Below are 21,710 nucleotides of genomic sequence, written 5' to 3' on the forward strand. Positions count from 1 at the left end.
CTGCATAATTTTTAGATACATTGTAATACTATGTATATCGGATACAAAAGTATATTGTTATGTTGAATTTACAAAATAAAAGGAAATAAAATCGTGGAGGGGAATGATCTGGACATGTCAGCCTGCACCCTGTCATTCCCGCTTGATGCGGGAGCTGCGAGCGTGTCGTTTGCAGATGCTCCCCTTTGCCGGGATTTCTGGATTCCGCGTCGTGGCACGGAATGACTCCGGGGGCGATTACTCCCAGTCACCCTGCACGCGATATGAGCTCCAAATGGATACAGGGGGGGAAATGTTTTATTCCCAGGATTCCGTGTCGCGATATATCTCTACTATTTCAGCTGTTCGATAGCTATATCGGGGATATTCAAGACCGTTCTGAAGAAAGTTTTTACGTCGTCGGCATTCTTTACCTGACCCAGTTGCCGGTTGATAATCCACGAGGCGTAGGCCTGTACGATTTTCTCCGATTGGGGGATGAACAAGACCAGGCAGTTGATGCCCTTGTTGAAGCTGTAGAGGTATATGCAAGGAGCTTCGGGTTGATTGCTGTGGAATACATCCTCGCCGGTGAGCAATGAGGTTGCGGCTATGGCAGTGGAGCCCGACTGGGCATTGATGAGTGCGGGAATGCTCCGGTACAACCGCTCGTAGAGTTTGGAATCGAGACCGGGAGCCATCCGGGTGAGGTAGTCTGTGAAGGGTTTCAGGTTGTCGATGGCAAATACTTTGTAGTCCGACTGGTAGTTGCCGGAGGCGAACTCCCGTACTCGTTGCGTAATCTCGGTATGGGTCGTAACATATTTGATGTAGTTGGAGTCGTTGGCCAAATCGTGCATCTCGTGTATGAGGTCGAGTCCTTTGCGCAAAAGGAAATCGGGCTGTTCGTCGATATAGATGGCGGTAGGGCCGTCACCTTGTCCGATGATCGAGGTGGTGGAGCCTTGCTGTTTGCAACTTATGCCGTTCAGGGCAATGAGGATAGCTGTTGTGATGAGCAGTTGGTTTTTCATGGATGTGTGTTTTAGATGTTTGTGATTGGTTCTATTCCCTGCTTATGCAACGAAGTGGAAATAGATGACCAATATGATAAACAGATACACCGCCCAGGCGACGACGGTATAGAGCATCTCCCAGTTGGCATAGGGTTCGTTGTGCTTCCGGCACCAGCGTCGGTGGGTGATTAGCCCCCACAGCGGTATCAGAAACAGGACTATCGACAGGGCTATGAGCCATGTGTGCCCCACGATGAGGCAGAGGGCGGCAAACCCGGTTTCGACGAAGGCTATCAGCTCGATATATTTCAGGCGGATAACCGACTTGCTTTTCTTTTTCATAACGTAGCGATTAAATCATGACCGGTCCAATAAGTAAATACACACCAGTAAAGCAAATAGAGAATCCACCAGGGGACAAACAGGGATTCGTCGTTTCGCTTGCACCAGAAGGGATAATAGACCAGCAGGCCGAGCAGCACGGTGCAGGCTGCCAGCCCTATCCAGGCTATGGCGGTGGCCAGAGTGCTCATGGCCGACAAAATGAAGCATACCGTGATGAGGGTATCTACCTGGTTTTCATATTTGTTTAATTCGAATAGATTGGACATAAGTTTTTGGAGGGTTTGAAAGGTTGTTTCTGTTGTATCTTACGAAAGGCGTTTGCGCCGTTTGATTTCGGCCTTCAGCTTGTTGAGCCACTTGTCGTAGGTCGACTCGGTGAGCAGCATGGTGCGGGAGTCCTGTTTCTGGTTGTGCCCGTCTTTGCGGGTAACAATCAGCGCGTTGCGGTAGAGCGATAGCTTCACCTCGGTCTGTTTCGAGGGGAGGGGCAGCACCAGGAATACCGCCTCGGTCGATTCTCGTTCGGTGGCTTCGCCAAAGGCTTTCAGATTCCATTCCACGTCGTCGCGTTCGAAATATTGCATGCCTCGTATGATGCCGCTCTCCTTGTTGGCTTCGACGATGGTGAACTGTTCGGCCTGGAGCAACGACAGGGTCGAGTAGTAGACCAGGTCGTAGTCTTCGTCGAGACATTCGGAGGTGATGCGGGTCACGTCGTCGGAGGTGAGGTTGAGACTTTTGAACAGGCTGCACGAGGTGAGGAGCAGAAGCGAGAGCGCGAAGAGCAGATGGGTAAATCGGTACATAATGGTTTGTTGTTTTTTTTGATGTTCACGCCCGGACTATGCCCGGGCGTGAACGGTATTCTTCAGTATTGTTTGATGGCCGGCTCTATCGAGGCGCTTTTGCCGAGCGGAACGAAGGTAAAGCCATAGGTAATCTTGCGGATGGCCGGGTCTATCTGATAGACCTTGTGCGGCTTGGCCCCCCAGGAGTCGTCGCCGCCCAGACCCATCATGCGGCAGTCGACAAAGAGGTCGACGAGCGCTTCGGGTTTGGGGTCGCAGTTGTGGCGTTGACGGGGATTCTCGGGACGTTGGCGACCGTCGTCGCGGGTCTCACCGCTGTCGAGCGACTCGAGCGTATGGTTCGAGGCATTGAATTCGACAAGCGAGTCGGCCACGATGAGCAGTTTGCCCCGGTTGCCCGAGAGGGCCAGCCAGCTCACATCGGTGCGGTGGTTGTTCTCCTGCGGCCGTACATAGGGCTCGTAGAGGTCGGCAATATCGGCTCGATAGCGGTCCACGAAGCAGCTGGAGCGGCGGTCGATGTAGTTCTCCCACGGGCCACGGCCGTAGTATTCGAGGCGGGTGAATGAGGCGGGCATCTGCATGCGCAGCCCCACGCGGGGAATCATGGGCGCCCGCGAGTCGGTCAGGCGCAGGGTGTTGTCGACCTTCACCACACCGTTACCCAATAGGGTGTAGGTGATGGTCCACTCGGCCCCGGTTTGCGGATAGGTGTAGAGGCAGGTCACGCGCAGGGTGCTGCCATCGCCCGGCTCGACGGTGAACGAGCGGGCCTCGGGGGCCTGTTGCGAGGCCTCTTTCCAGGCACCCAGCAGGCGGGGCGAGTTGTAGCCGTAGTCGTTGTCGGTGGGGGCTCGCCAGAAGCTGGGGCGGGGACCGAAACCGTCGAGCAGATATTCACAACCCTTGTAGCGGTAGGAGGTCATCAGACCGGTAGTCTTGTCGAAGGTGATATCGAAATCCCGGCCCGAGAAGCAGACCGAGTTGCCCTTTTCGGTCTGGGCAATCGATTCGCCCGAGGGCTGGGCCACGGGTCTTACGGCCGGCTTCACGGCTATCTGTTCGCGGGCTATGGCATAGCCTTTGGGCAGGAAGGGTTCGGCCTCTTTCTGCCGGGCCTCGAATTCGATGCGGTAGTCGACCGCCTCGTCGTTCATGGCAGGCAGCCCTTTTAGGGCGACGGTCGTTTGCTGGCGGGGTGGCAGCGACAGGTCGAACCGGCCGGTCTTCAGACTCTTGCCGTTGCCTTTGACCGTATAGACAAAGTCATATTTGTCGAGCGGGGTGAAGAAAAATTCGTTCTTCACGTCGATGGTGCCGGCCGTTTTGTCGAAGTTGAGAAACTTGATATTCTGGTACACCTTGCCCATCTCGATGGTCTGGGGCTTGATGCGGCGGTCGGGGTAGACGATGCCGTTGATGCAGAAGTTGCCGTCGGAGGGGGTGCCGGTGGGTCCGTAGTCGCCGCCGTAGGCCCAGAACTTTTCGCCTTGGGCATTGGTCATCTCGAGGCCTTGGTCCACCCAGTCCCAGATGCAACCGCCCTGCAGCAGGTCGTGGGCTTCGATGACATCCCAGTAGTCCTGGAAGTTGCCCAGACTGTTACCCATGGCGTGAGCATACTCGCAGAGGATGAGCGGACGGTCGGACGCCGGGTCGAGGGCATAGCGCTCGATGCCCTCGGGCGAGGTGTACATGGGGCAATAGATATCGGTATTCCACTCCAGTTCGGCCCGCTCGTACTGGATGGGGCGCGAGGCATCGCGCTGCTTCAGCCAGCGGTAGGCCTCGTAGAAGCAGTAGCCGTTGCCCGCCTCGTTGCCGAGCGACCAGATGATGACCGAGGGGTGATTCTTGTCGTGCTCGACCATGTCGTGCAGGCGGTCGAGGTGTACCGGCAGGTAGAGCGGATTGTTGCCCAGCGTGCCTCCCTTGCGTCGGTCGTAGCCCATGCCGTGTGTCTCGATATTGGCCTCGTCGATGACGTAGAAGCCGTATTCGTCGCACAGTTCGTAGAAGCGCTTTTGCTGCGGATAGTGGCAGGTGCGCAGGGTATTGACGTTGTATCGTTTCCACAATTCAAAATCCTTGAGCATGGTCTCTTCGGTCACGTAGTGGCCGGTGAGCGGGTCGTGTTCGTGCACGTTCACCCCCTTGAGCAGGACAGGCTTGCCGTTGACGAGCAGTTGCCTGTTTTTGATTTCGACCGTACGGAACCCGACCCGTGCGGGAATGTATTCGCAGTTTTCGCCGTGGCTGTTGCGGGTCGAGATGAGCAGGTCGTAGAGGTGAGGCGTCTCGGCGGTCCAGGCCTTGACGCGGTCGATGGTGGCGTCGAACTTGACGCAGTTCGAGTTGCAGGCGTCGAGGGTAATGGTCTGTTCGCCCTGGGCCACGATTTGCGGCTTGCCGGTCGAGCGGTCGGTCAGCTGGTAGGCGACGGTCATCGGTTGCGCGCTCGTCTGGTCGTTTTGCAGCACGATGCCAAGGTGGAACACTCCGTCGGTGTACGACTCGTCGAGAGACGACTGTACCTCGAAGTCGGCCACCCGGGTTTGCGGTTGGGCATAGAGGTAGACGTCGCGCTCGAAACCGGTGAGGCGCCAGAAGTCCTGCCCCTCGAAGTAGTTGGCATCGGAGAAGCGGTGCATCTGTACGGCCAGCGTGTTCGTACCGGGGCGAACCTGAGCGGTAATATCGAACTCTGCCGGTACCTTGCCCGTTTTCGACAGGCCTATGAACTCGCCGTTGAGGTAGAAGTAGGCGGCCCCTTTCACCGCCTCGGCACAGAGGACGATGCGTTTTCCCTGCCATGAGGCGGGGAGGTCGAAGGTGCGCAGATAGCTCCCCGTCGGGTTCCAGGCCTCGGGCACCATAGGCGGATTGGGAGCTTGCAGATATTGCGGGAAGCCCGGCGAAATGAACTCGTAGCCGATGTTGACATAGATGGGGTCGCCGAATCCCTGCAACTCCCAGTTGCCCGGCACTTCGATGGTGTTCCACCCGGTTGTGTCGTAGCCGGGTTGCATGAAGTCGGTGGGGCGTTCACGGAACTGTTCGGTATAGTGGAATTTCCAAGTGCCGTTCAGCGACAGGTAGTCGCTGCCCCGTTCCCGTTCGCCGGCCAGAGCCGAGGCTGCGCTGTGATATGTCGTAAACGCAGCGTGCGGCGGCAGCTTGTTGATGTCGATCAGCCGGGGGTTGGTAAGTTCGGCAAACCGATTCTGCTGCTCTTGAGCCCGGATCGAGCCTGATAGCAGGAAGATAGCCGATAGAAATAATGCCATGTTCTTCATGTGGATAGTTATCTGTTTTCTTGTGAATGATGATCGATGGTTGTGCCGTTATTTGCGGCGGTATGCCGAGGGCGATTGGCCTGTATTCTGTTTGAAAAACTTGCCGAAAAACGACTGGTTGGCAAAGTTCAGTTCGTCGGAAATCTCCTGAATGCTCATCGTCGTGGTCTTCAGCAGCCGTTTGGCGGTCATGGTCACAAAGTCGGCAATGATTTCGTGAGCCGTCTTGTGGCTCATCTGCTTGATGACCGACGAAAGGTGTTTGGGCGATATGCACATCTTGTTGGCGTAGAAGTTGACCGTGCGCTCCTCCTTGTGATACTGCTTGAGCAGCGTGAGAAATTTCCACAAAATATCTTCCTGTCGCGATATTTTGGAGCGGTCGCTCTTCTCCCGGGCGGTGAATATTCGGTTCAGCTCCAGCGTAAAGGCCGAGAGAATGAAGCGTATGATGATGGCTTGTGCATTCGCTTCGTAGCGACTTTTCAGCAGGTTCAAGTACTGCGTCATCACCTGAGTCTCGTCGAGCGAAAGCTGGGTGTGGGGATGCTTGGCGATGTAGGAGCTGAGCGAGAATACCGTATCGAGGTCGATAAAGGCGTTCCACTCCTTGGCCGAAGTCCCCTGGATAGAAAAATAATGAGCCTCGAAATCGCTGCTCGTTGCCAGCGGCCGCCACATCGAGTTGGGATAGATGAACGCGAGGCTGCCCGGCGTTAGCGTATAGTCGGCAAAATTGATTTGCAGCTCTTTGCGCCCCCCGGTACACAAGATAATGGTAAGTTGGTCGGGTGCTATGCAGAGGTTGACATCGTCGTTGGCGACAAGCTCATCGAACGAGATGGGAAGGTCCTGCCGAGAGTTGTGACTCGAAACCGAAGATACTGTTTTTGTGGTCGTGTGCATATATAAACCTCTATTCTTCTGTTGTAAAGATAGAGACCAAAGATAACAGTTCTTGTCCAGTCGTGCAACCCATTTGTCCCGGTACCTGGATTGAATAGTGATAAAAGTTCTGAAAAAGTAGAGCCCAACAAAAAAAGTCGCCCCGGGTGAGAGGCGACTTTTGTGGTGTATGAACTTGTCTGAAAGTTATTCTGTCGATTGTTCTTGCAATTCTTTGATAAGAGATTTAATGATTTCTATATACTCTTGGTCTACATCGGTATATTGAGCCATGCGATTGTAAATAGCCAAAGCCTCTTGCAGTTCTTCCATGGCTAAATCGAATCGTTGGGTATCGGCATGCAAAAGAGCCAAACCGGTTAACGTCAAGGCCACATCGCTTTCGAAAGCCTCGGGATTTTTCTGGGCCAGACGACGTCGAATCTCCAGAGCCTCGGCATATTCCTTTTCCGCCCAATCGAGCCGTTGGGTATTCTGATGCAAGAGAGCCAGATTGTACAGCGTCCTGGCCACCTTGCTTTCGAAGACCTCGGGATTTTTCTGGGCCAGTCTTCGTCGAATCTCCAGAGCCTCGGTATACTCCTTTTCCGCCAAGTCGAGCCGTCGGGTATTCTTATGCAAGAGAGCCAGATTGTTCAGCGTCAAGGCCACATCGCTCTCGAAAGCCTCGGGATTTTTCTGGGCCAGACGCCGCTGAATCTCCAGAGCCTCGGTATGCTCCTTTTCCGCCAAGTCGAGTCGTTGGGTATCGGCATGCAAGACAGCCAGATTGTTCAGCGTCAAGGCCACATCGCTCTCGAAAGCCTCGGGATTTTTCTGGGCCAGACGACGTCGAATCTCCAGAGCCTCGGCATATTCCTTTTCCGCCCAATCGAGCCGTTGGGTATTCTGATGCAAGAGAGCCAGATTGTACAGCGTCCTGGCCACCTTGCTTTCGAAGACCTCGGGATTTTTCTGGGCCAGTCTTCGTCGAATCTCCAGAGCCTCGGCATATTCCTTTTCCGCCCAATCGAGCTGTTGGGTATCAGAATGCAAGTTCGCCAGATTGTTCAGCGTCCTGGCCACATCGCTCTCGAATGTCTCTGGATTTTGTGCAGCCAGCGTTCGGTAGATAGCCAATGCCTCTTCGTACAGGGTACTCACCAAATGGTATTGTTTGTTGTCTTGCAGGAAATCGGCATAATCCCGGAGCAATTCAGCGACTTTCTCTGGGGCGATACGGTTACGGGCAATGGCAACGGCCCTGTCGTAGACGGTTATTACCTCGGCAACCCAGCCTCTCTCCATTTCATTTTGCAATGTCTTGATTTTTAAACGATACTCCTCGATATTCGATTCAAGGGCCTTGAGGGTTTCCGATTCAATTTCGCGCACGGCGTCCAAGCGAGCTGCATTGGCTTCGGCATCCCGGGTAATCTCGTCCAAGTTGAGTATGGCATTGGCCCCCTTGTTGTCGCCGGCCTCGAAAAGCCGCATCGCTTCGGTGAGGCGGGCCGAGGTGGTTGTCGACGAGAGTCGTGTGATGAGTTTGGCCGTATCGAGCAGGCTGCTCTCCATCGCCTTGCGCCGCTCCTGTAAATCGTGCAACTCTTGCCGGAAATCCAAGTCATCGGGATACTTCAAGACACGGGCTTGAGTGGCTTCAATCTGCTTCAGCAGTTGCAGATACTCGGGGTTGTTCCCGGCAAAGGGAATGTTTTTGAGCTCGACAAAGGGCTGCCCGTCGATTTCGACTTGCGAATTGCGTACTTGGAGCATGGCCTCCGAACTCTGGTTTTGATATGCCTCGAATTGGAGCAGGAAATTGAGCTTCATCGTATCGACGTTCTCGAACCGGCAGAAGAAGTGTCCGTATTGGGTGTCGAAACTCTCCTTGAAAGCCCTTAATTCGGGTGTTATCTCGTCGGCATCTTTGAAATAGACATACAGTTTCTGCGGGTTGCGTCCGGCGCATAGCTCCGAATAAGCCGTATCGAACTCGCTTTTGGTGTAGTCGCCGAATCGGGTCCAATAGAGTACCAGGCACAATTCGCAGTTTTTCAATTCGCGATTGTATTCTTCGTGATTATCTATCGGTTCGATTTCTATTCCCCGAGGTTTAAGAATACGGTTAAGGTGCTGTATCATATCGGCAAATTCCAGTCGTTCGAGCCGGAGCTCCTCCGATGAAGCGATAAATACTTTGAGTGTTCTCATGAGTGGGTGTGATTAGTAAATCATATTATACGAAAGGGAAATACATTGCTAAGAATGATTTCTCTCTCGGTTTATTATAAATATTATCAGTCCCTTTATTCTTGTTTCAATCGGTTCTCTTGAAGAAATTCAGTATAATTTCGAAGCAGTTCGGCGAATTTTTCGGGAGTAATACGACCGCGAGCTATTGTTATAGCCTTGTCGTAGACCGCAATTACATCATCAATCCAACCTTTGGGCTTGTTGCTTTGCAAGGTTTTGATTTGAAGCCGATACTCTTCAATATTCGATTCAATAGCCTTTTGAGTTTCCTCCAATATTTCTGCAATTGCATTTAAACGAGTTGCTGTTTCCTCTGCATCGCGAAGTGTTTCATCAAGATTGAGTATGATACTGGCCCCTTTGTTGTCACCTGCTTCGAAAAGCCGCATCGCCTCGGTGAGATGGGCCGATGGTATTGTCGATGAAAGCCTCGTGATGTGTTTGGCCATATCGAGCAGACTGCTCTCCATCGCTTTGCGCTGTTCCTGTAAATCGTGTAGTTCCTGCCGGAAATCCAAGTCATCGGGATATTTCAAGACACGGGCTTGAGTGGCTTCAATTTGCTTCAGCAGTTGCAGATATTCGGGGTTGTTACCGGCAAAGGGTATGTTTTTAAGTTCGACAAACGGATGCCCGTCGATTTCAACTTGTGAATCGCGTACTTGAGGCTGGATTTCGGGTGCCAAATCCAAATAATTTTCGAGTTGAAGTAGGAAAGAAAGAATTAGGTCATCAACAGTATCGAATTGACATGGGACGTGGCCATAGGTTGTAGCGAAATTCTCCTTAAAGGCTTTTAGCTCGGGGGAAATCTCTTCGGCTTTTTTGAAGTAGACATACAGTTTCTGCGGGTTGCGTCCGGCGCATAGTTCCGAATAAGCAGTATCAAGTTCACTCTTGGTATAGTCGCCAAAGCGGGTCCAAAAGAGAACCAGGCACAGTTCGCATTTTTTTAGCTCTTGATTATACTCTTCTTGTTTGTGCAGCGGGCCCATGGATGCATCGAGATATTCCCACTTAACGGGTTCAATCTCTACATCTTTCGGCTTGAGAATGCGGTTGAGGTGCTGAATCATATAGGTGAGCTCCAATCGCTCGGGCTTCAGTTCCTCTGATGAGGCTATAAATACTTTGATGGTTTTCATGGTATGATGTGAATAGTATGATACAAAATTAGTGAAATAATATGTAAAAGCAAAAAAAGTCGCCCCGGGTGAGAGGCGACTTTTGCGGTGTATGGAGGTCGGTTTTTATCGGGTTCGTCGTACCGAGCGGACAGGAGCCGATGAGGTCTTTTGCTGCTTGGGTTGCTTTTGCTTTTTGGCTTTGGCCTCTTTCTGTTTCTTGGCTCGGGAGGAGCGCGAGGTACTTTTTGCCTTCTCCTGTTTGTCGGTGGTTACCTCCTCGCCGTTGGCTTTGGCCTCTTGAGCCTCGCGGGCTTTGGCCAGCTCCTCGGGGGTAGGTACCCACAGGTTTTTGTTGAAGTTCTTCACTTTGGTTATCAACTGTATGCCGTTAAGAAATAGGTTCTCGAACAAGGTTTGCCCGATATACCCCTTGTCCGCACACAGTTTGCCCTTGATGTTCTTCAGGAACTTTGTCTGTTTCAGCGGTTCACGGTCATCCACATTTCCCGGAGTAAACATGAAATTGAGAATTTCACCCTTATCGTTGATGATCAGGTGAAGCTTAAACCCGAAGAACCATCCCATGGAGCATTTTCCACGTTCGGCGAGACCCTTAAAAGTCTTGTGAATCAATATGCGTTGGTTTCGGCATACACGCAGCGGTGTGGAATCCACAAAGCTGATACCGGTACAAGTACCCAACAGGACTTCCTTGATGAAAATGGTCAGCTGCAGCAGGACTTCCTTTTCCAGTTCTACAAAACGGTTATAGGAACACACGTCTGGGAAAGAGATGCGTCAGATGTTTGCATACATATTCTTTGTAGTAATGCTTGAAACATCTGAAGCCTCCCGAGTGGAACAGGACTAGGATGACCATGATTTCCGCATCACTCATCCGGTTCGGCTTATTCCGATGCTTATGATTCTTGTCTTCAACCATATATTTTTCCTGTGTTTTGGCAAATTCCTTGCAAAAATCATCCGCCATACAAAAAATCTCCGTAACTTTGGCCTCTGAGAACATAGTGGTAGTCGCTTAAATGTTATAATTGAGCACTATAAATTTAATGCTTTTATCGCTATGTTCCTAATTTTCAAACTGATAATTTCAATCTTTATATCGAACTCACGTTAAATTTGCAGTCTTTTGACCAATTATATGACAATGTTTATGTGTGGTAATGCGGCTTCCGCAATGCGTGCGTTTACAGCAGCCGCTGCTTTTCTTCTTTTCTTGCCGGCCTGCATGAAGACGGAGGAGCCTGTTTCCGTACAGGATGACGGATTCATTGAACTGGCATTCACCAAAAACGGTTTTGTTGATGATACGCAGGATATGCCATCAGTGAAGGCGGATGTGGATGAAGACGGGAGCGGAACTTTTACGGAAGGGGACAAGGTCGGGTTGTATATATACGGCAGTCCTTCCAGGCATGTCATTCTCACTCTTGAGAACGGCAGGTGGACTCCGGCGCTGAAGAAGAGCGACCTGGGATCCGGCACGGCCAGGCTTTCCGCATATTATCCTGTATCGGAGGCTGAAGGCATCGGGTCAAACGTGCACCGCCATAAGGTGCAGACCGACCAGAGCGGGGACGGCTACATGGAATCGGATCTTCTGTGGAGCCATCTCGACATTGATCTTGGCTCGCTTTCAGGCAACAGGATAGAATTTCCTTTCAGGCATGCCATGCACAGGCTTGTCATAAACATTACGGGCTCTGACGGTACATTGCCCGAAGACCTTTCAGTAAAGGTCCTCAATGAGACCGAGGGGTCGCTTTCAATCTATAGCGGAAGTCTGAATGATCCGTCCGGTGAAAAGGTGAGAATAGATGCCAGAAAAGCGGAAGGGAGTCAGGGCAAGTTTTCCGCAATACTTTTCCCGGGCAGTCTGGGCCCTTATTCCGACGGATGGGTGGAAATAACTGCGGGCGGCAAGACCTCGACCTTCAAGGCGCCGTCGGAAATCGGCGGCAGGGATTTTCTGGAGAGCGGAAAGGAGACTGTGCTGAACCTGAGTCTGAATCAGGGCGGCGTCGGCCCCGGGGAAGAGCCGGAGCCTGATCCCGACTATGCTGGGAAAATATGCTGGGTATATGGAGTCAAGACGCCGGAAACTCCTGACTACAATGAGGAGACCGTGAAAGTGCTGACAGATACGGATAAATTTTATCCGTGGAACTTCCCTTCAGGAGTATGGTTCAAGTTTGACAGCGATCCTGAAACAGCCTATCTGAACTGGCAGGAGGGCTTCCGCTGGTATGACTGCGACAAGGACAATCCGGACGAAAGCAACTCCCGTCCCGGCTATCATGACAGCAACATGTGCTGGGCGGCCGCTTCGGCATGCATGCTCCACTGGTGGATGAACATCAACAGCGACTATATTGCCGCGTATGACCGTAAATATGGAGATGTGTGCCCGAAATATCCGCGCCCTTCATCTGAATTTTCTGGCACTGAAAAAAGCGAGATATTCAATTTCTTCAGGGAGGCAAGCCGTAACCGCGGAGGGGATGCGAGGGACGGCATCAACTGGTTCATCAACCACACTCCCGGATTGGGTCTAAACGACACTTTCGACGACGATGCCTTCGGAGGCTATTTTACGGAGGTTTTCAAGGGAATGAAGATAGCCGACTCTTTCGGGGGCTTCAGCAAGGAAACGTTCAACGAGCTCATAAAAGACGCCCTTGAGAATGACCGCGGACTCGGATTCATACGCTCACACGGACTGACGCATGTCATGGCTCTCTATGGTGTCGAATTCGATGATGAAGGATATATCTCGGCCGTATATTATGTCGACAACAACGACTATTATAATTTTCAGGTCACAGGCAGCAGCACTCCGTTCCAGAGGCATCGCCTGATCCGCAAGAAGATCACCTACAATGAGGGCAGCGGATTCAAGATATTGATCGGGGAGGGTACATCGTATGCGATAGTCGGAGTGACTACGATGGATCTTATGCGTGACGTATGGCGGAACGCCTTTCCGGAAGTGCGCACAGACGACTGAAGCTGAAAAATGATGTCGGGCAGTGCCCGGCAGGATTGCAGACATTTTATTTGACATAGATATTATGATGATTATGAAGAGTTATAAATTTTTTCTATATGCTGCGGCGATTCTGCTGGCGGCCGTCTCATGCGACAGATCCGTCCTTCCCGGCGGGGACGGCGGCAGCGATGAAGTGACGGGAAAAATCGACATAAGGACTGCCGTAGGCCCCATTGTGAAGTCGCCTCAGCTCGGACAGGACGGCTCCGGAAATTTCGTAAGCGGAGACATGTTCCGGCTTACGGTTTCAGGAGAGGGCTTTGATGATATAAGCGAGATCTATACGGTGGGAGAAACGGAACTTTTCTGGTCGGATTTGGAGCTTCCGGATAATTCCGGTACGGTGTATTTTTCAGGATGTTATCCTGATCAGGATGCCGTTTCAGACGGCAGTTTCCGTTTTGACATGCCGGCAGACGGCGAGACGGATCTTCTGCTTGCCAAGGCTGTTCCGGTGGCGTACCAGGCGTCGGTGGTGGAGCTGAAATTCTCTCATGCTTTCCACAGGCTTGCCATAGAATATGTGTCTGACGGCACTTATTCCGATTCCGATCTTTCGCAGGTAGCCACATCCGTCAATGCGATGTCCTCATGCACGGTGGATCTGCGCAAGGGCGAAGTTGAATCAGGCTCTGCTGCCCGTCCGGCAAGATACATGGAAAAGAAGGGGAATTCCGTGTCATATATGCTGATTCCGCAGCAGAAAGACGATGTCACTGTAGAGGTCTCTTTCCAGGGTATGAAAAAGACGTTCACTCTTCCGGACACCACCGGGGACGGTCAGGCGCTCAGTCAGCTTGAAGGAGGCAAAATGCTGACGGTGCGGCTTGAGATTTCTTCGGACGGGATCAGAATGGACGGAGTGGAGATCATAGGATGGGAGTCCCAGGGAACTGTCAACGGAGGCATATCCTTCTGAATCACCTCCGTCATCAGGCATTGATTATGGACAGGACTACAATAGGGACAGTCGTTTAATTCCGTCATTATGAGTCAATCGGCAGACTGTCCCGGTAATTTTTCCGATCGAACTCATCTTTTTATATTTTCGGCTCCGTTTCGGAGCCCCTTTTTTCATTTTTGGACCCAACTGGAGCCAATACTCCAGTGAAAGGGCCGTTTCTCACTCACCTCGAACATCAGGCAGCCTGGGCAATTTCGTTGACTTCCCGCCGGACGAGCTGTACTGCATTCGCCGTGTGGATGCCAAAGAAGATGTACAGGATTTCGGTCAACTTCGTCCTTGCCTTGATGCGTTTCAGGCCATAGTGTTCCTTCTGCGTTCCGAACGAGCCTTCCATCCTCGTTGCCCTCACCCTCGCCAGCTCGTTGCGGATGATGTCGTTCTCTTTCTTTTCCAAGGACGGACGGCCACGCTTGACGAATGACGTCTGTATTCCTCTATCCTTGCAGTACCCCCTGTTGGCGCTGCCGGCATAGCCTGCATCTCCTCCGACCTTCTTCGCCTCCACACCGAAGAGCTTTCGGTGCATCTTCAGGCAGTGCGTAAGCCTGGTTCCCTCGTTGAAGGCATTGAATGACAGCTTCTCGATGAATGAGAGTCCGTCAACCTGGATGTTGTTGCACTTCGCACCAAACTCTACGCTCTTCACTTCCTTGCCTCTCACGATCGGCCTCACATACGGCTTGCTGATGCTCACTATCCTGTCCTTGACACTCTCGCGAGGATTGTTGTTCTCGAAGTGGGCCTTCTGCTGGCGGTACACTCTTGTGATGATTTCAATATCGCTCTTCTGTCTGGCTGTCAGCAATTTCTCCGCGCCTGCATTCTCCCTCTCCAGTGTGCGGGTCTCCTTCAGTATCTTCCCCAAAAGGTTGAGCAGGCGTCTGGTCAGTTTCCTGGTCTGGACTTTCGTATGCCTGCGCCGCTTCCTGTACGACAGGTTGGCCTTCTCTACGTCTACGTACTTCGTCCTCGGACGGTGCACATTCAGCTTGGCACTCAGAGTGCACATTATCTCATATGACTTCTCTATTCCTTCCCACAGAAGCTTCGCATCCGTAGGATAGCGCATCTCGCTCTCGTAACAGGTCGCATCCGTATACATCGTATCCAGGTCCTTCATGTACGGTTCCCAGGCTCTTGCCAGTATCTCCTGCTGCTGTTGGATCTTCAGCCCGCGGGCCAGCTCCGAAAACACGTCGTCCAGAAGTTTGTAGTTCGTCAGAGGATGCATCGGGTCTATTCTCACATCGCAGAAGAGCTGATAGTGGACGTTGCCGTTAAGATGCTCCATCAACCTCGGGCTGCTCAGACCTGTGTACATCTTCAGGAACATCAGCGCAACCTTGCCCTCCGGGGTGAAGTATGTTTTTCGCCCTTTCTTCGCTCTCATGCTCTTGCTTATCAGTCCAAAGTTCTCTGCCATCTCACCAAGCGGCAGCCTCTTCCTGATTTTTCCCAGCTCGCTAGTCTCGAACGTCCGCCTATACAATTCATAAAAATCGAACTCCGTGAAAGGAAGATCGGGTGATATTCCAGAGAAATTTTGTACCTTAGCCATGCAGATTAATTTTTGCGATACCTCCAAATTTGGCTTTTCTAGGGCAATTGGAGGTATTCTTTTTATCTTTAGCTAAGATACAAATTTTATATTACATTGGCAATCAATTCGTTATAAAGTTTTATTCTTTTTACGACAGTCCCTAATTAGATGTGATTTTTATGGAGGGATAAGTTAACAGATGGGCGGTAAAAGCAGAACCCTAAAAGCTATTCCAACTTTTAGGGTTCATAAAGAATGGGGGGAATCCCATTATGTTTTAGGGAAACTTATTGTTTTATAATCGAGCTTGATACGGTTCCATTTGTCGTTTTAATAACAATTTGGTAGAAGCCGGGTGCAAGGTCTTTTACTTGCAACTGTCCTGAGGCTAAGATGTTTGACGAGAGTACCAGTGTACCGGTAATGGAGTAAACATCGGCCTGATAAGCATTGATTGCTCTGATGTAGAGTACATCGCTGACCGGATTGGGGTAGCATACAACTGCTGATTTTTCGGCATTGATATGGCTGATTGCACTAGATGTGCCGGAATATTGGTAGGCTCCCAAGTCGATGTTGAGGTCATCGTCGATGCAGGGATTACCGTCCAAATCGTAAGCTGTGCCTAAAAGGCCAGCAGGGTCATCGCCTGCGGCTATTAACGGAGAAGTGGAAGAAAGGTGGAAATCTCCATTTTCGGGATCGACAAAGAGCGGAGCTTTAGCATCGCCATTATCTTGATTATTGTCCATTGCCAATTTGATGCAGTTATCATTGATGACAATTTGTGAACCTTCTTTTTGAGATTCGGTGATGAGATAGTCGTAACCCCAAGTATTGCGTCCGTCGGCATTTTCGGTAAGTCCGATTGCTGTATTTGAAAATTCTACCGAGGCGCCCGAGGTGGCGTCGCAACGGATGTTGCCCGGTGTATTTCCCCAGAGTATCGTGTTGTAGAATCGCACGTTGCCTTTTTCGATGAAGATACCGCCAACTCGGTTCCAGTCGAAGTTGCCAGAGCCCACATTATTGACGATGGTGGTATTACAGAATGTTACGTCACCTTGGCTGCGCATGATACCAAACTTGGACGAGACGGTATTGTTGGCAAACAGACAGTTCGAGATGGTAAGGTCGCAACCCGCATAGGCCAGGATACCGGCCGTTTCGGTGGCTTTGTTGTTGCGGAAGATACAGTTGTTGAATTGAGCCGAACCGTAGACTTCGATGATTATGCGGTTCCCGGCACTAAGCAAATCGCAGTTAGCAATCTCCAATCCGTCGAAATAGACTGTGCGGGAGGTGCTGTTGCCTCCGACTGACATCATGGTGCAATTTGACGTTAAAACAGGTCTGATGGTTTTGTCGCGTTGGTCGAAGGAGGTTTCGTTACCTTTGAATCCGCCGTATAATTGGGCTCCTTGTCCCAAGTAGAATCCGGCATCGATAGTGTAGTTGCCTTCTTTAATCCAGGCCTCTACATCTACTTTTTTGGCTAATGAACTGATGTTGGCTCCATCTTCCCAGGAGGTTCCACTACCTGTTCCATTAGGAACGATGTAAATCACTTCGGCAGCAGCTTGGAGACCCCATGCTGCGATGGCTGCCGTTAAAAGAGAAGAAAGTAATCGTTTTGCTTTCATAGCTGTTAAATTTTAGTGAATGATTTTTATGATAGATCGAAGTCAATTATATATGGTTTAATCGTAGAAGTATTATGGTTTGTTTTCGATGATGAGAATCCCATTAGAAATTTTCCGGGCTCCTGTACTATCCGACGGTTTGTTTAGTAGAGGAAAGGAGGCCGATTCATCGGGTGTATATTCTCTTATGATCATTGTAGAAGAACCTCCTCCATCTAATGCAATGGCATCTGAGCAGTTTAGGGCCTGGAATATTGTAGCGAGATCGTTTAGACTGGCACCGGCAGAGTAGCCCGGTTGACGGCCATCGACAACTATTAGGTAAAGCGTTTTACCATGGTTGGCGATTCCAACACCCGTACGGGGATGACGTTCTTCTGCCAGACTAACCTGATCGTTTACTATTTGTTTTTTCCCATCTCTGATTAAAAGGCCTCGTCCGCCAATTACATCTTGCATTTCGAAGAGACGAGGAAGTATATCGTCGACGATGCCGATACCTACATTCCCGTCTTTCGTCTTGTAAATCACTTCGGTGTGTTGGTTGTAATAAGATGTTTGAATAGCGAAACCTTCTTTGTAAAAAATACTCATGGGAACTAAGCCGCCGGGAACCGAAGTGGTTCTGGCCCAATAGTCGCCGTTGACACCCAACCACACGGTCTTACCATTGTTTTCGGCAGCTTGAGCGTGAACAGAGAGTATGGCATCGGGATTAGCCAATTCGGGTTTGTCGTTGGGGGTAGAGGCAACCCAGGTAACCTGGTTGAGATCGACTTGTGCGACAAACATATGGGTCCTATCACCGTTACTTTGGCAGTCGATGTCAAATATTGTTACTCCATCTCGTAGTAAATGGACAGATTCGCCATTTATCTTTTCAATAATACCACTTTTTTTGTTTAGCGTATTTGATAAGTTGGAGTAAGAACGCTTCGAACTATTCGATATTTGATGTACAGGGGGATAACTGAAGGTATTATCGACCATCCAGCGAGCTTTATACATCTTATAATTCGGTTTTTGAAAAATTACCTTTCCAGAGGAATCGATCAGGCGGTCGGACCACCACGACTCCGTGGGTTGAAGCATCATTGTGGACGTGTTGTCCGGTCCCGACGAGATGCTTTTAATTTCTTTCAGGCAGTAGCAGACGTTACATTGCCCGGTAATGAGGTCGTATTTGTATACCTTGCTGTTGGTTGTCCAGAAGAGAGCGCTCTCGCCATAGACTGGGAACAGATCGTGCGAGCCTTCCGACCCGTTTCCGGTGAGGCGGTATATTTCTTTCCGGTTGAAGAGGGCCGGGGTATCTTGATTGAAATTGTATTCATAGGATACCAGGCAGTTATTGTCGGTTGTATACAACAGGCTTTTCATACGGTCCCACACGACATTGTGGGCTGCCGAGACCTTGTAGCTATTGATAGCTTGGCCGGTTCCGAGTACCGTGTCGGTGCGGAATATGCTTATTTGTTGGTCGGTCGACGACGCCGTGACAATGTTTCCGTCGGGGAGCAGCTCGGCCGAGTGCGGGTTTTCGCCAGCGTAAGCATAGAACATGACCTTCTTGTCGGCAATTCTGATTAGAGCCACCGCACCTCCCGAAGCAGTTACAAGCAGATATTTGCCGTTGTAGACCGGTTTTACCTCACTGGGGTTATGAAACCATATTTGTTTGGAGGCGGGAATTGACGATGAGGCGGCCTCCCATTTCCACAGAATTGTACCATTTTCTTGTGCGATGACAAAAGCCCGATTTGATTGTTCGGCAATGGCGATTGTCTTGGAGTTTTGCGGTGTGCAACTACAAGCAATTGCAAAAGACGGGAGGATAAACGAAATAAGAAGTCCCGATAAGAGAACTATTTTGTAATGTACACACATGGTATTATTGTTGTTTTTCGATAACCAGAATTCCATTGGATATAGTACGAGCTCCATCATTGTCTGAAGGCCTGTTTATGATGGGAAATGTAACTAATCCGTCGGGTTTTACCTTTCGTACAATCATCGTAGATGATCCACCTCCGTCTAATGCGATGGCATTGGTACAGTTTAGTGAATGAAGTAACGAAGCAATAGCATTTAGGTCGAGACCTGAAGAATATCCTTGTTGACGACCATCGACAACAAGAAAGTAGAGAGTATTGTTTTTTTTGTTAATGCCTACAGCCGTCCGGGGATAGCGTATGGTCGATTGTGAAATATCATCGAATACGGTTTGTTGAACGTCGTCTTTTATGAGTAGGCCTCGTCCGCCTATTACCTCTTGCATGTTATCTAATTGGGGGAAAATATCGTTGACGGTGCCGATACCTATATCTCCACTTTTTGTCTTGTAGATAACTTCGGTATGCTGATTGTAATAAGTCGTTCGAATAGCGACGCCATCTTTGTAAAATATACCCATAGGAACCAATCCTCCGGGAACCGAAGAGTTTTCGGCCCAATAATCTCCATTGACTCCTACCCATACGGTTTTTCCGTTGCCTTCAGCCGATCCGGCATGTACAGGCAGTATGGCATCGGGATTAGCCAATTCGGGTTTGTCGTTGGGCGTAGAAGCTATAATAGTTACTTGATTCAAGTCTATTTGGGCAATGAACATATGAGTTCGTTCTCCTTCGCTTTCAAAGTCGATGTCATGTACGGTAACCCCATTGCGCAAAGAATTGATAGACTCATTATATATATCACCAATAATCCCGGTCTCTGTTTTTAGGGTATTGAGTAAATTGGAAAAGTTTTTTTCCTCTTCATCAGATGAAGTACAAGACATAGATATGGTGATGAGAGATAAGAACAACAATATGGAAGTTAGTTTATATAATTTCATAATCGATGTTTTTTAGTATTTAGAAATTTATCATTGAGGGTATTCATAGGCTCCTATATCGACTGATGATCCTGCAATACGATGATTCCCTGTGATGTCGTAGAAGATATTTAATGTTTCAATGGCACTGCTCAGCCCTTTGTCTATGCAGCTTGAAGAACTCCGAAGACTAAAATCTTCGGTTCCTGAATTGATGTTAGTAAATTGAGGCCCGTCGGATGCATCGTTGTCGGAAGATAAAGAAATCACATTACTCTTGGTTGGCTCTTGGTAAATGGCATCTCCAGTCTGTATAGCACAATTATATAGTTTTACATTTGAGTCGGAGTATAATTGGTGGTATCCTCCTTTGGGTCGGGTGTCTTTGTTGCCCCACAGAATGGTGTTGTAAGCTTCGGTTCCTTTATCCATTCGGATACCACCTCCGGCTCCACCTCCACCTTGGTTGTTGACGATAGTTACATTATAGAGTTTTGTGCCGTTGGCAACATGAACCACGGCTCCGGTAGAGCCTAATGAGGTGTTTCCATAGAAGAGGCAGTTTATAAGTTCGCAATTATCATAATATCCACCGGAGTTTTTCCCGTATGTATTGTTCCTGATAATACAGTTTCTAAGTCCACGCCCTTTGTATATCTCAAGCGGACCCATGTAATCTGATTGGCTATTGGCTCCTTCAAAAATGAATCCATCGATGAATACTCGAATTCCATTCTCATTGTTCCAGGCATTCATCGTCTGGAACGGACCTCCGATGATTCGTGATTTTTGGGAAAAATCCCGGTCTTTGCGTTTTACTTCATTCCCTTCGAAGCCACCGAAAACATTAACCTCTTTCCAGTTGAGGGTAGTGGTGATTTGATAATCTCCTTTGGCCACCCACAGTTCTTTCAATTTGGCATAGTCGGCAGCTGTCATACCTGCAGAAATGGTATTAAATGCTCTTTCCCAGGAACTTCCGTCACCACCTGCCGGGGCATCGGCTCTTACATATACTATCTCATTGGCTGCACGTTGAGCAATATAAATAGTATCGCAAGAGTTGTCGATATTCCCTTTCTCTCCGACAAGGATATAGCCGTAACGCTCATCATAGTCGAGGTTCTCGTCGATTGATACCGTTACTTTTACATCTGTCTTCTCGGTACTGTTTGTTGCCGGGATTGCACTCACCTTAATCCAGTTGGCCGAGCTTCGGGTCTCGGCTTCCCGGTTGAGTGTAACCAGAAATTCGTGACTTTCGCCGGCTCGTTGTACGATGCAGTCTTTTTCTTCGGGGAGAAGAGCCCATGCCACCAGTTCGTCTCGGGTACTTTGGATAATTGTTAACTGATTTTCGACCGTACGGTTTTCGTCAAAGAGTCTGATGGATTGTTGGCGGGTATTACCGGTTGTATTCATCTCGGCATGGATAACCATCTTCCCGTTTTCCGATTTCGAGATAGAGAAACCCTCACCAGAGATGGTTTCGAACTGCCAATCTTGTTCGGTGATGATGTCGACGATTTCGTCACCGCCCTGACGGTTAAAATAGATAACCTTCTTGGGGAGTGTGATGAGGCTGCCCCGGCTCAGTTGGGTGACAGGTATTCTCTTGGAGAGTTGGTCCATCAGTCGTATTTCGATATATCCTGTACGGTTGGCCATTTCGGTATTCTCGGCAATTTCGAGAATGATGGAGTCGGGTTTAAGGGCATGGCCTCTCACTCGACGAATGTTTATCCAGTCGGCTTCGGTCTCGGCAAACCAGGGGTACGACGATTTCAGGTTGATCACTAGCCGTTCGGCCATGGGGCCGACCGAAATTTCGTCTTGAATAGTGAGTTCAGGCGTTACTCGGCGAACGATTCCGTCATCGTCGCACGAAATCATAGCTCTCATAAAAAAGGAGAGGAATAGCCCTAAAAGGAGATAAGAGAATATTTTGTTTTTCAT

The 21,710-nt window shown here is 49.9% G+C and carries 15 protein-coding genes and 1 pseudogene; 2 read left to right on the forward strand and 14 right to left on the reverse strand.

Features of this window, described 5'->3' with window-relative positions:
• Positions 1-332: 332 nt before the first annotated feature.
• From ABGT88_RS01190 to ABGT88_RS01230, 9 genes and pseudogenes are all read right to left on the reverse strand, one after another.
• Positions 333-1,013: a hypothetical protein gene (locus ABGT88_RS01190; RefSeq protein ID WP_346699956.1), complete on the reverse strand. Its 681-nt coding sequence runs from the start codon at positions 1,011-1,013 to the stop codon at positions 333-335.
• Positions 1,014-1,055: 42 nt separating this feature from the next.
• Positions 1,056-1,337: a hypothetical protein gene (locus ABGT88_RS01195; RefSeq protein WP_087407799.1), complete on the reverse strand. Its 282-nt coding sequence runs from the start codon at positions 1,335-1,337 to the stop codon at positions 1,056-1,058.
• Positions 1,334-1,606: a hypothetical protein gene (locus ABGT88_RS01200; RefSeq protein ID WP_087407798.1), complete on the reverse strand. Its 273-nt coding sequence runs from the start codon at positions 1,604-1,606 to the stop codon at positions 1,334-1,336. The genes ABGT88_RS01195 and ABGT88_RS01200 overlap by 4 nt, the downstream gene beginning before the upstream one ends.
• 39 nt (positions 1,607-1,645) lie before the next feature.
• Positions 1,646-2,146, reverse strand: a complete 501-nt coding sequence (locus ABGT88_RS01205; protein ID WP_087407797.1) for a hypothetical protein — start codon at positions 2,144-2,146, stop codon at positions 1,646-1,648.
• 62 nt (positions 2,147-2,208) lie between these two features.
• Positions 2,209-5,445, reverse strand: a complete 3,237-nt coding sequence (locus ABGT88_RS01210; protein ID WP_346699959.1) for a glycoside hydrolase family 2 TIM barrel-domain containing protein — start codon at positions 5,443-5,445, stop codon at positions 2,209-2,211.
• Positions 5,446-5,493: 48 nt separating this feature from the next.
• A complete protein-coding gene (locus tag ABGT88_RS01215; RefSeq protein ID WP_346699961.1) occupies positions 5,494-6,351 on the reverse strand; it encodes a helix-turn-helix domain-containing protein in 858 nt (285 codons plus the stop codon).
• A 186-nt stretch (positions 6,352-6,537) separates the two neighbouring features.
• The gene (locus ABGT88_RS01220) at positions 6,538-8,547 is read right to left on the reverse strand and encodes a tetratricopeptide repeat protein (RefSeq protein WP_346699963.1); all 2,010 of its coding nucleotides are present in this window, start codon (positions 8,545-8,547) and stop codon (positions 6,538-6,540) included.
• A 95-nt stretch (positions 8,548-8,642) separates the two neighbouring features.
• A complete protein-coding gene (locus ABGT88_RS01225; RefSeq protein ID WP_087407793.1) occupies positions 8,643-9,734 on the reverse strand; it encodes a hypothetical protein in 1,092 nt (363 codons plus the stop codon).
• Between the two features lie 105 nt (positions 9,735-9,839).
• Positions 9,840-10,743 (reverse strand): annotated as a pseudogene (locus ABGT88_RS01230) (IS982 family transposase).
• A gap of 222 nt (positions 10,744-10,965) precedes the next feature.
• Between ABGT88_RS01230 and ABGT88_RS01235 the strand changes: the two are divergent.
• Both ABGT88_RS01235 and ABGT88_RS01240 read left to right on the forward strand, forming a co-directional pair.
• The gene (locus ABGT88_RS01235) at positions 10,966-12,744 is read left to right on the forward strand and encodes an IdeS/Mac family cysteine endopeptidase (protein WP_346699965.1); all 1,779 of its coding nucleotides are present in this window, start codon (positions 10,966-10,968) and stop codon (positions 12,742-12,744) included.
• Positions 12,745-12,808: 64 nt separating this feature from the next.
• Positions 12,809-13,705 (forward strand): fimbrillin family protein, encoded by an 897-nt coding sequence (locus tag ABGT88_RS01240; RefSeq protein ID WP_346699967.1) that lies wholly within the window; start codon positions 12,809-12,811, stop codon positions 13,703-13,705.
• A gap of 220 nt (positions 13,706-13,925) precedes the next feature.
• Here ABGT88_RS01240 and ABGT88_RS01245 read toward each other — a convergent pair whose 3' ends face one another.
• The 5 genes from ABGT88_RS01245 to ABGT88_RS01265 all read right to left on the reverse strand — a co-directional run bounded on the left by ABGT88_RS01245 (position 13,926) and on the right by ABGT88_RS01265 (position 21,710).
• A complete protein-coding gene (locus ABGT88_RS01245; protein ID WP_346699889.1) occupies positions 13,926-15,311 on the reverse strand; it encodes a transposase in 1,386 nt (461 codons plus the stop codon).
• Positions 15,312-15,580: 269 nt separating this feature from the next.
• A complete protein-coding gene (locus tag ABGT88_RS01250; RefSeq protein ID WP_258327837.1) occupies positions 15,581-16,936 on the reverse strand; it encodes a T9SS type A sorting domain-containing protein in 1,356 nt (451 codons plus the stop codon).
• Positions 16,937-17,008: 72 nt separating this feature from the next.
• The gene (locus ABGT88_RS01255; protein ID WP_346699970.1) at positions 17,009-18,883 is read right to left on the reverse strand and encodes a DUF6528 family protein; all 1,875 of its coding nucleotides are present in this window, start codon (positions 18,881-18,883) and stop codon (positions 17,009-17,011) included.
• Positions 18,828-19,775 carry a phosphodiester glycosidase family protein gene (locus ABGT88_RS01260; protein WP_258327835.1) on the reverse strand — a complete coding sequence of 316 codons (948 nt, stop codon included), beginning with the start codon at positions 19,773-19,775 and terminating at the stop codon, positions 18,828-18,830. The genes ABGT88_RS01255 and ABGT88_RS01260 overlap by 56 nt, the downstream gene beginning before the upstream one ends.
• Positions 19,776-19,805: 30 nt before the next feature.
• Positions 19,806-21,710 (reverse strand): BACON domain-containing protein, encoded by a 1,905-nt coding sequence (locus ABGT88_RS01265; RefSeq protein ID WP_346699972.1) that lies wholly within the window; start codon positions 21,708-21,710, stop codon positions 19,806-19,808.

It is taken from the genome of Barnesiella sp. An22 (assembly GCF_963931395.1).
In the GTDB taxonomy this organism is placed as follows: domain Bacteria; phylum Bacteroidota; class Bacteroidia; order Bacteroidales; family Barnesiellaceae; genus Barnesiella; species Barnesiella merdigallinarum.

Excerpts from the sequence above, each read along its gene's own strand:
- ABGT88_RS01235 (WP_346699965.1), top strand. The coding sequence starts at position 10,966 with ATGAAGACGGAGGAGCCTGTTTCCGTACAGGATGACGGATTCATTGAA.
- ABGT88_RS01195 (WP_087407799.1), bottom strand. The coding sequence starts at position 1,337 with ATGAAAAAGAAAAGCAAGTCGGTTATCCGCCTGAAATATATCGAGCTG.
- ABGT88_RS01215 (WP_346699961.1), bottom strand. The coding sequence starts at position 6,351 with ATGCACACGACCACAAAAACAGTATCTTCGGTTTCGAGTCACAACTCT.
- ABGT88_RS01250 (WP_258327837.1), bottom strand. The coding sequence starts at position 16,936 with ATGAAAGCAAAACGATTACTTTCTTCTCTTTTAACGGCAGCCATCGCA.
- ABGT88_RS01225 (WP_087407793.1), bottom strand. The coding sequence starts at position 9,734 with ATGAAAACCATCAAAGTATTTATAGCCTCATCAGAGGAACTGAAGCCC.
- ABGT88_RS01220 (WP_346699963.1), bottom strand. The coding sequence starts at position 8,547 with ATGAGAACACTCAAAGTATTTATCGCTTCATCGGAGGAGCTCCGGCTC.
- ABGT88_RS01210 (WP_346699959.1), bottom strand. The coding sequence starts at position 5,445 with ATGAAGAACATGGCATTATTTCTATCGGCTATCTTCCTGCTATCAGGC.
- ABGT88_RS01190 (WP_346699956.1), bottom strand. The coding sequence starts at position 1,013 with ATGAAAAACCAACTGCTCATCACAACAGCTATCCTCATTGCCCTGAAC.
- ABGT88_RS01240 (WP_346699967.1), top strand. The coding sequence starts at position 12,809 with ATGATGATTATGAAGAGTTATAAATTTTTTCTATATGCTGCGGCGATT.
- ABGT88_RS01260 (WP_258327835.1), bottom strand. The coding sequence starts at position 19,775 with ATGAAATTATATAAACTAACTTCCATATTGTTGTTCTTATCTCTCATC.
- ABGT88_RS01205 (WP_087407797.1), bottom strand. The coding sequence starts at position 2,146 with ATGTACCGATTTACCCATCTGCTCTTCGCGCTCTCGCTTCTGCTCCTC.
- ABGT88_RS01265 (WP_346699972.1), bottom strand. The coding sequence starts at position 21,710 with ATGAAAAACAAAATATTCTCTTATCTCCTTTTAGGGCTATTCCTCTCC.
- ABGT88_RS01245 (WP_346699889.1), bottom strand. The coding sequence starts at position 15,311 with ATGGCTAAGGTACAAAATTTCTCTGGAATATCACCCGATCTTCCTTTC.
- ABGT88_RS01255 (WP_346699970.1), bottom strand. The coding sequence starts at position 18,883 with ATGATGGAGCTCGTACTATATCCAATGGAATTCTGGTTATCGAAAAAC.
- ABGT88_RS01200 (WP_087407798.1), bottom strand. The coding sequence starts at position 1,606 with ATGTCCAATCTATTCGAATTAAACAAATATGAAAACCAGGTAGATACC.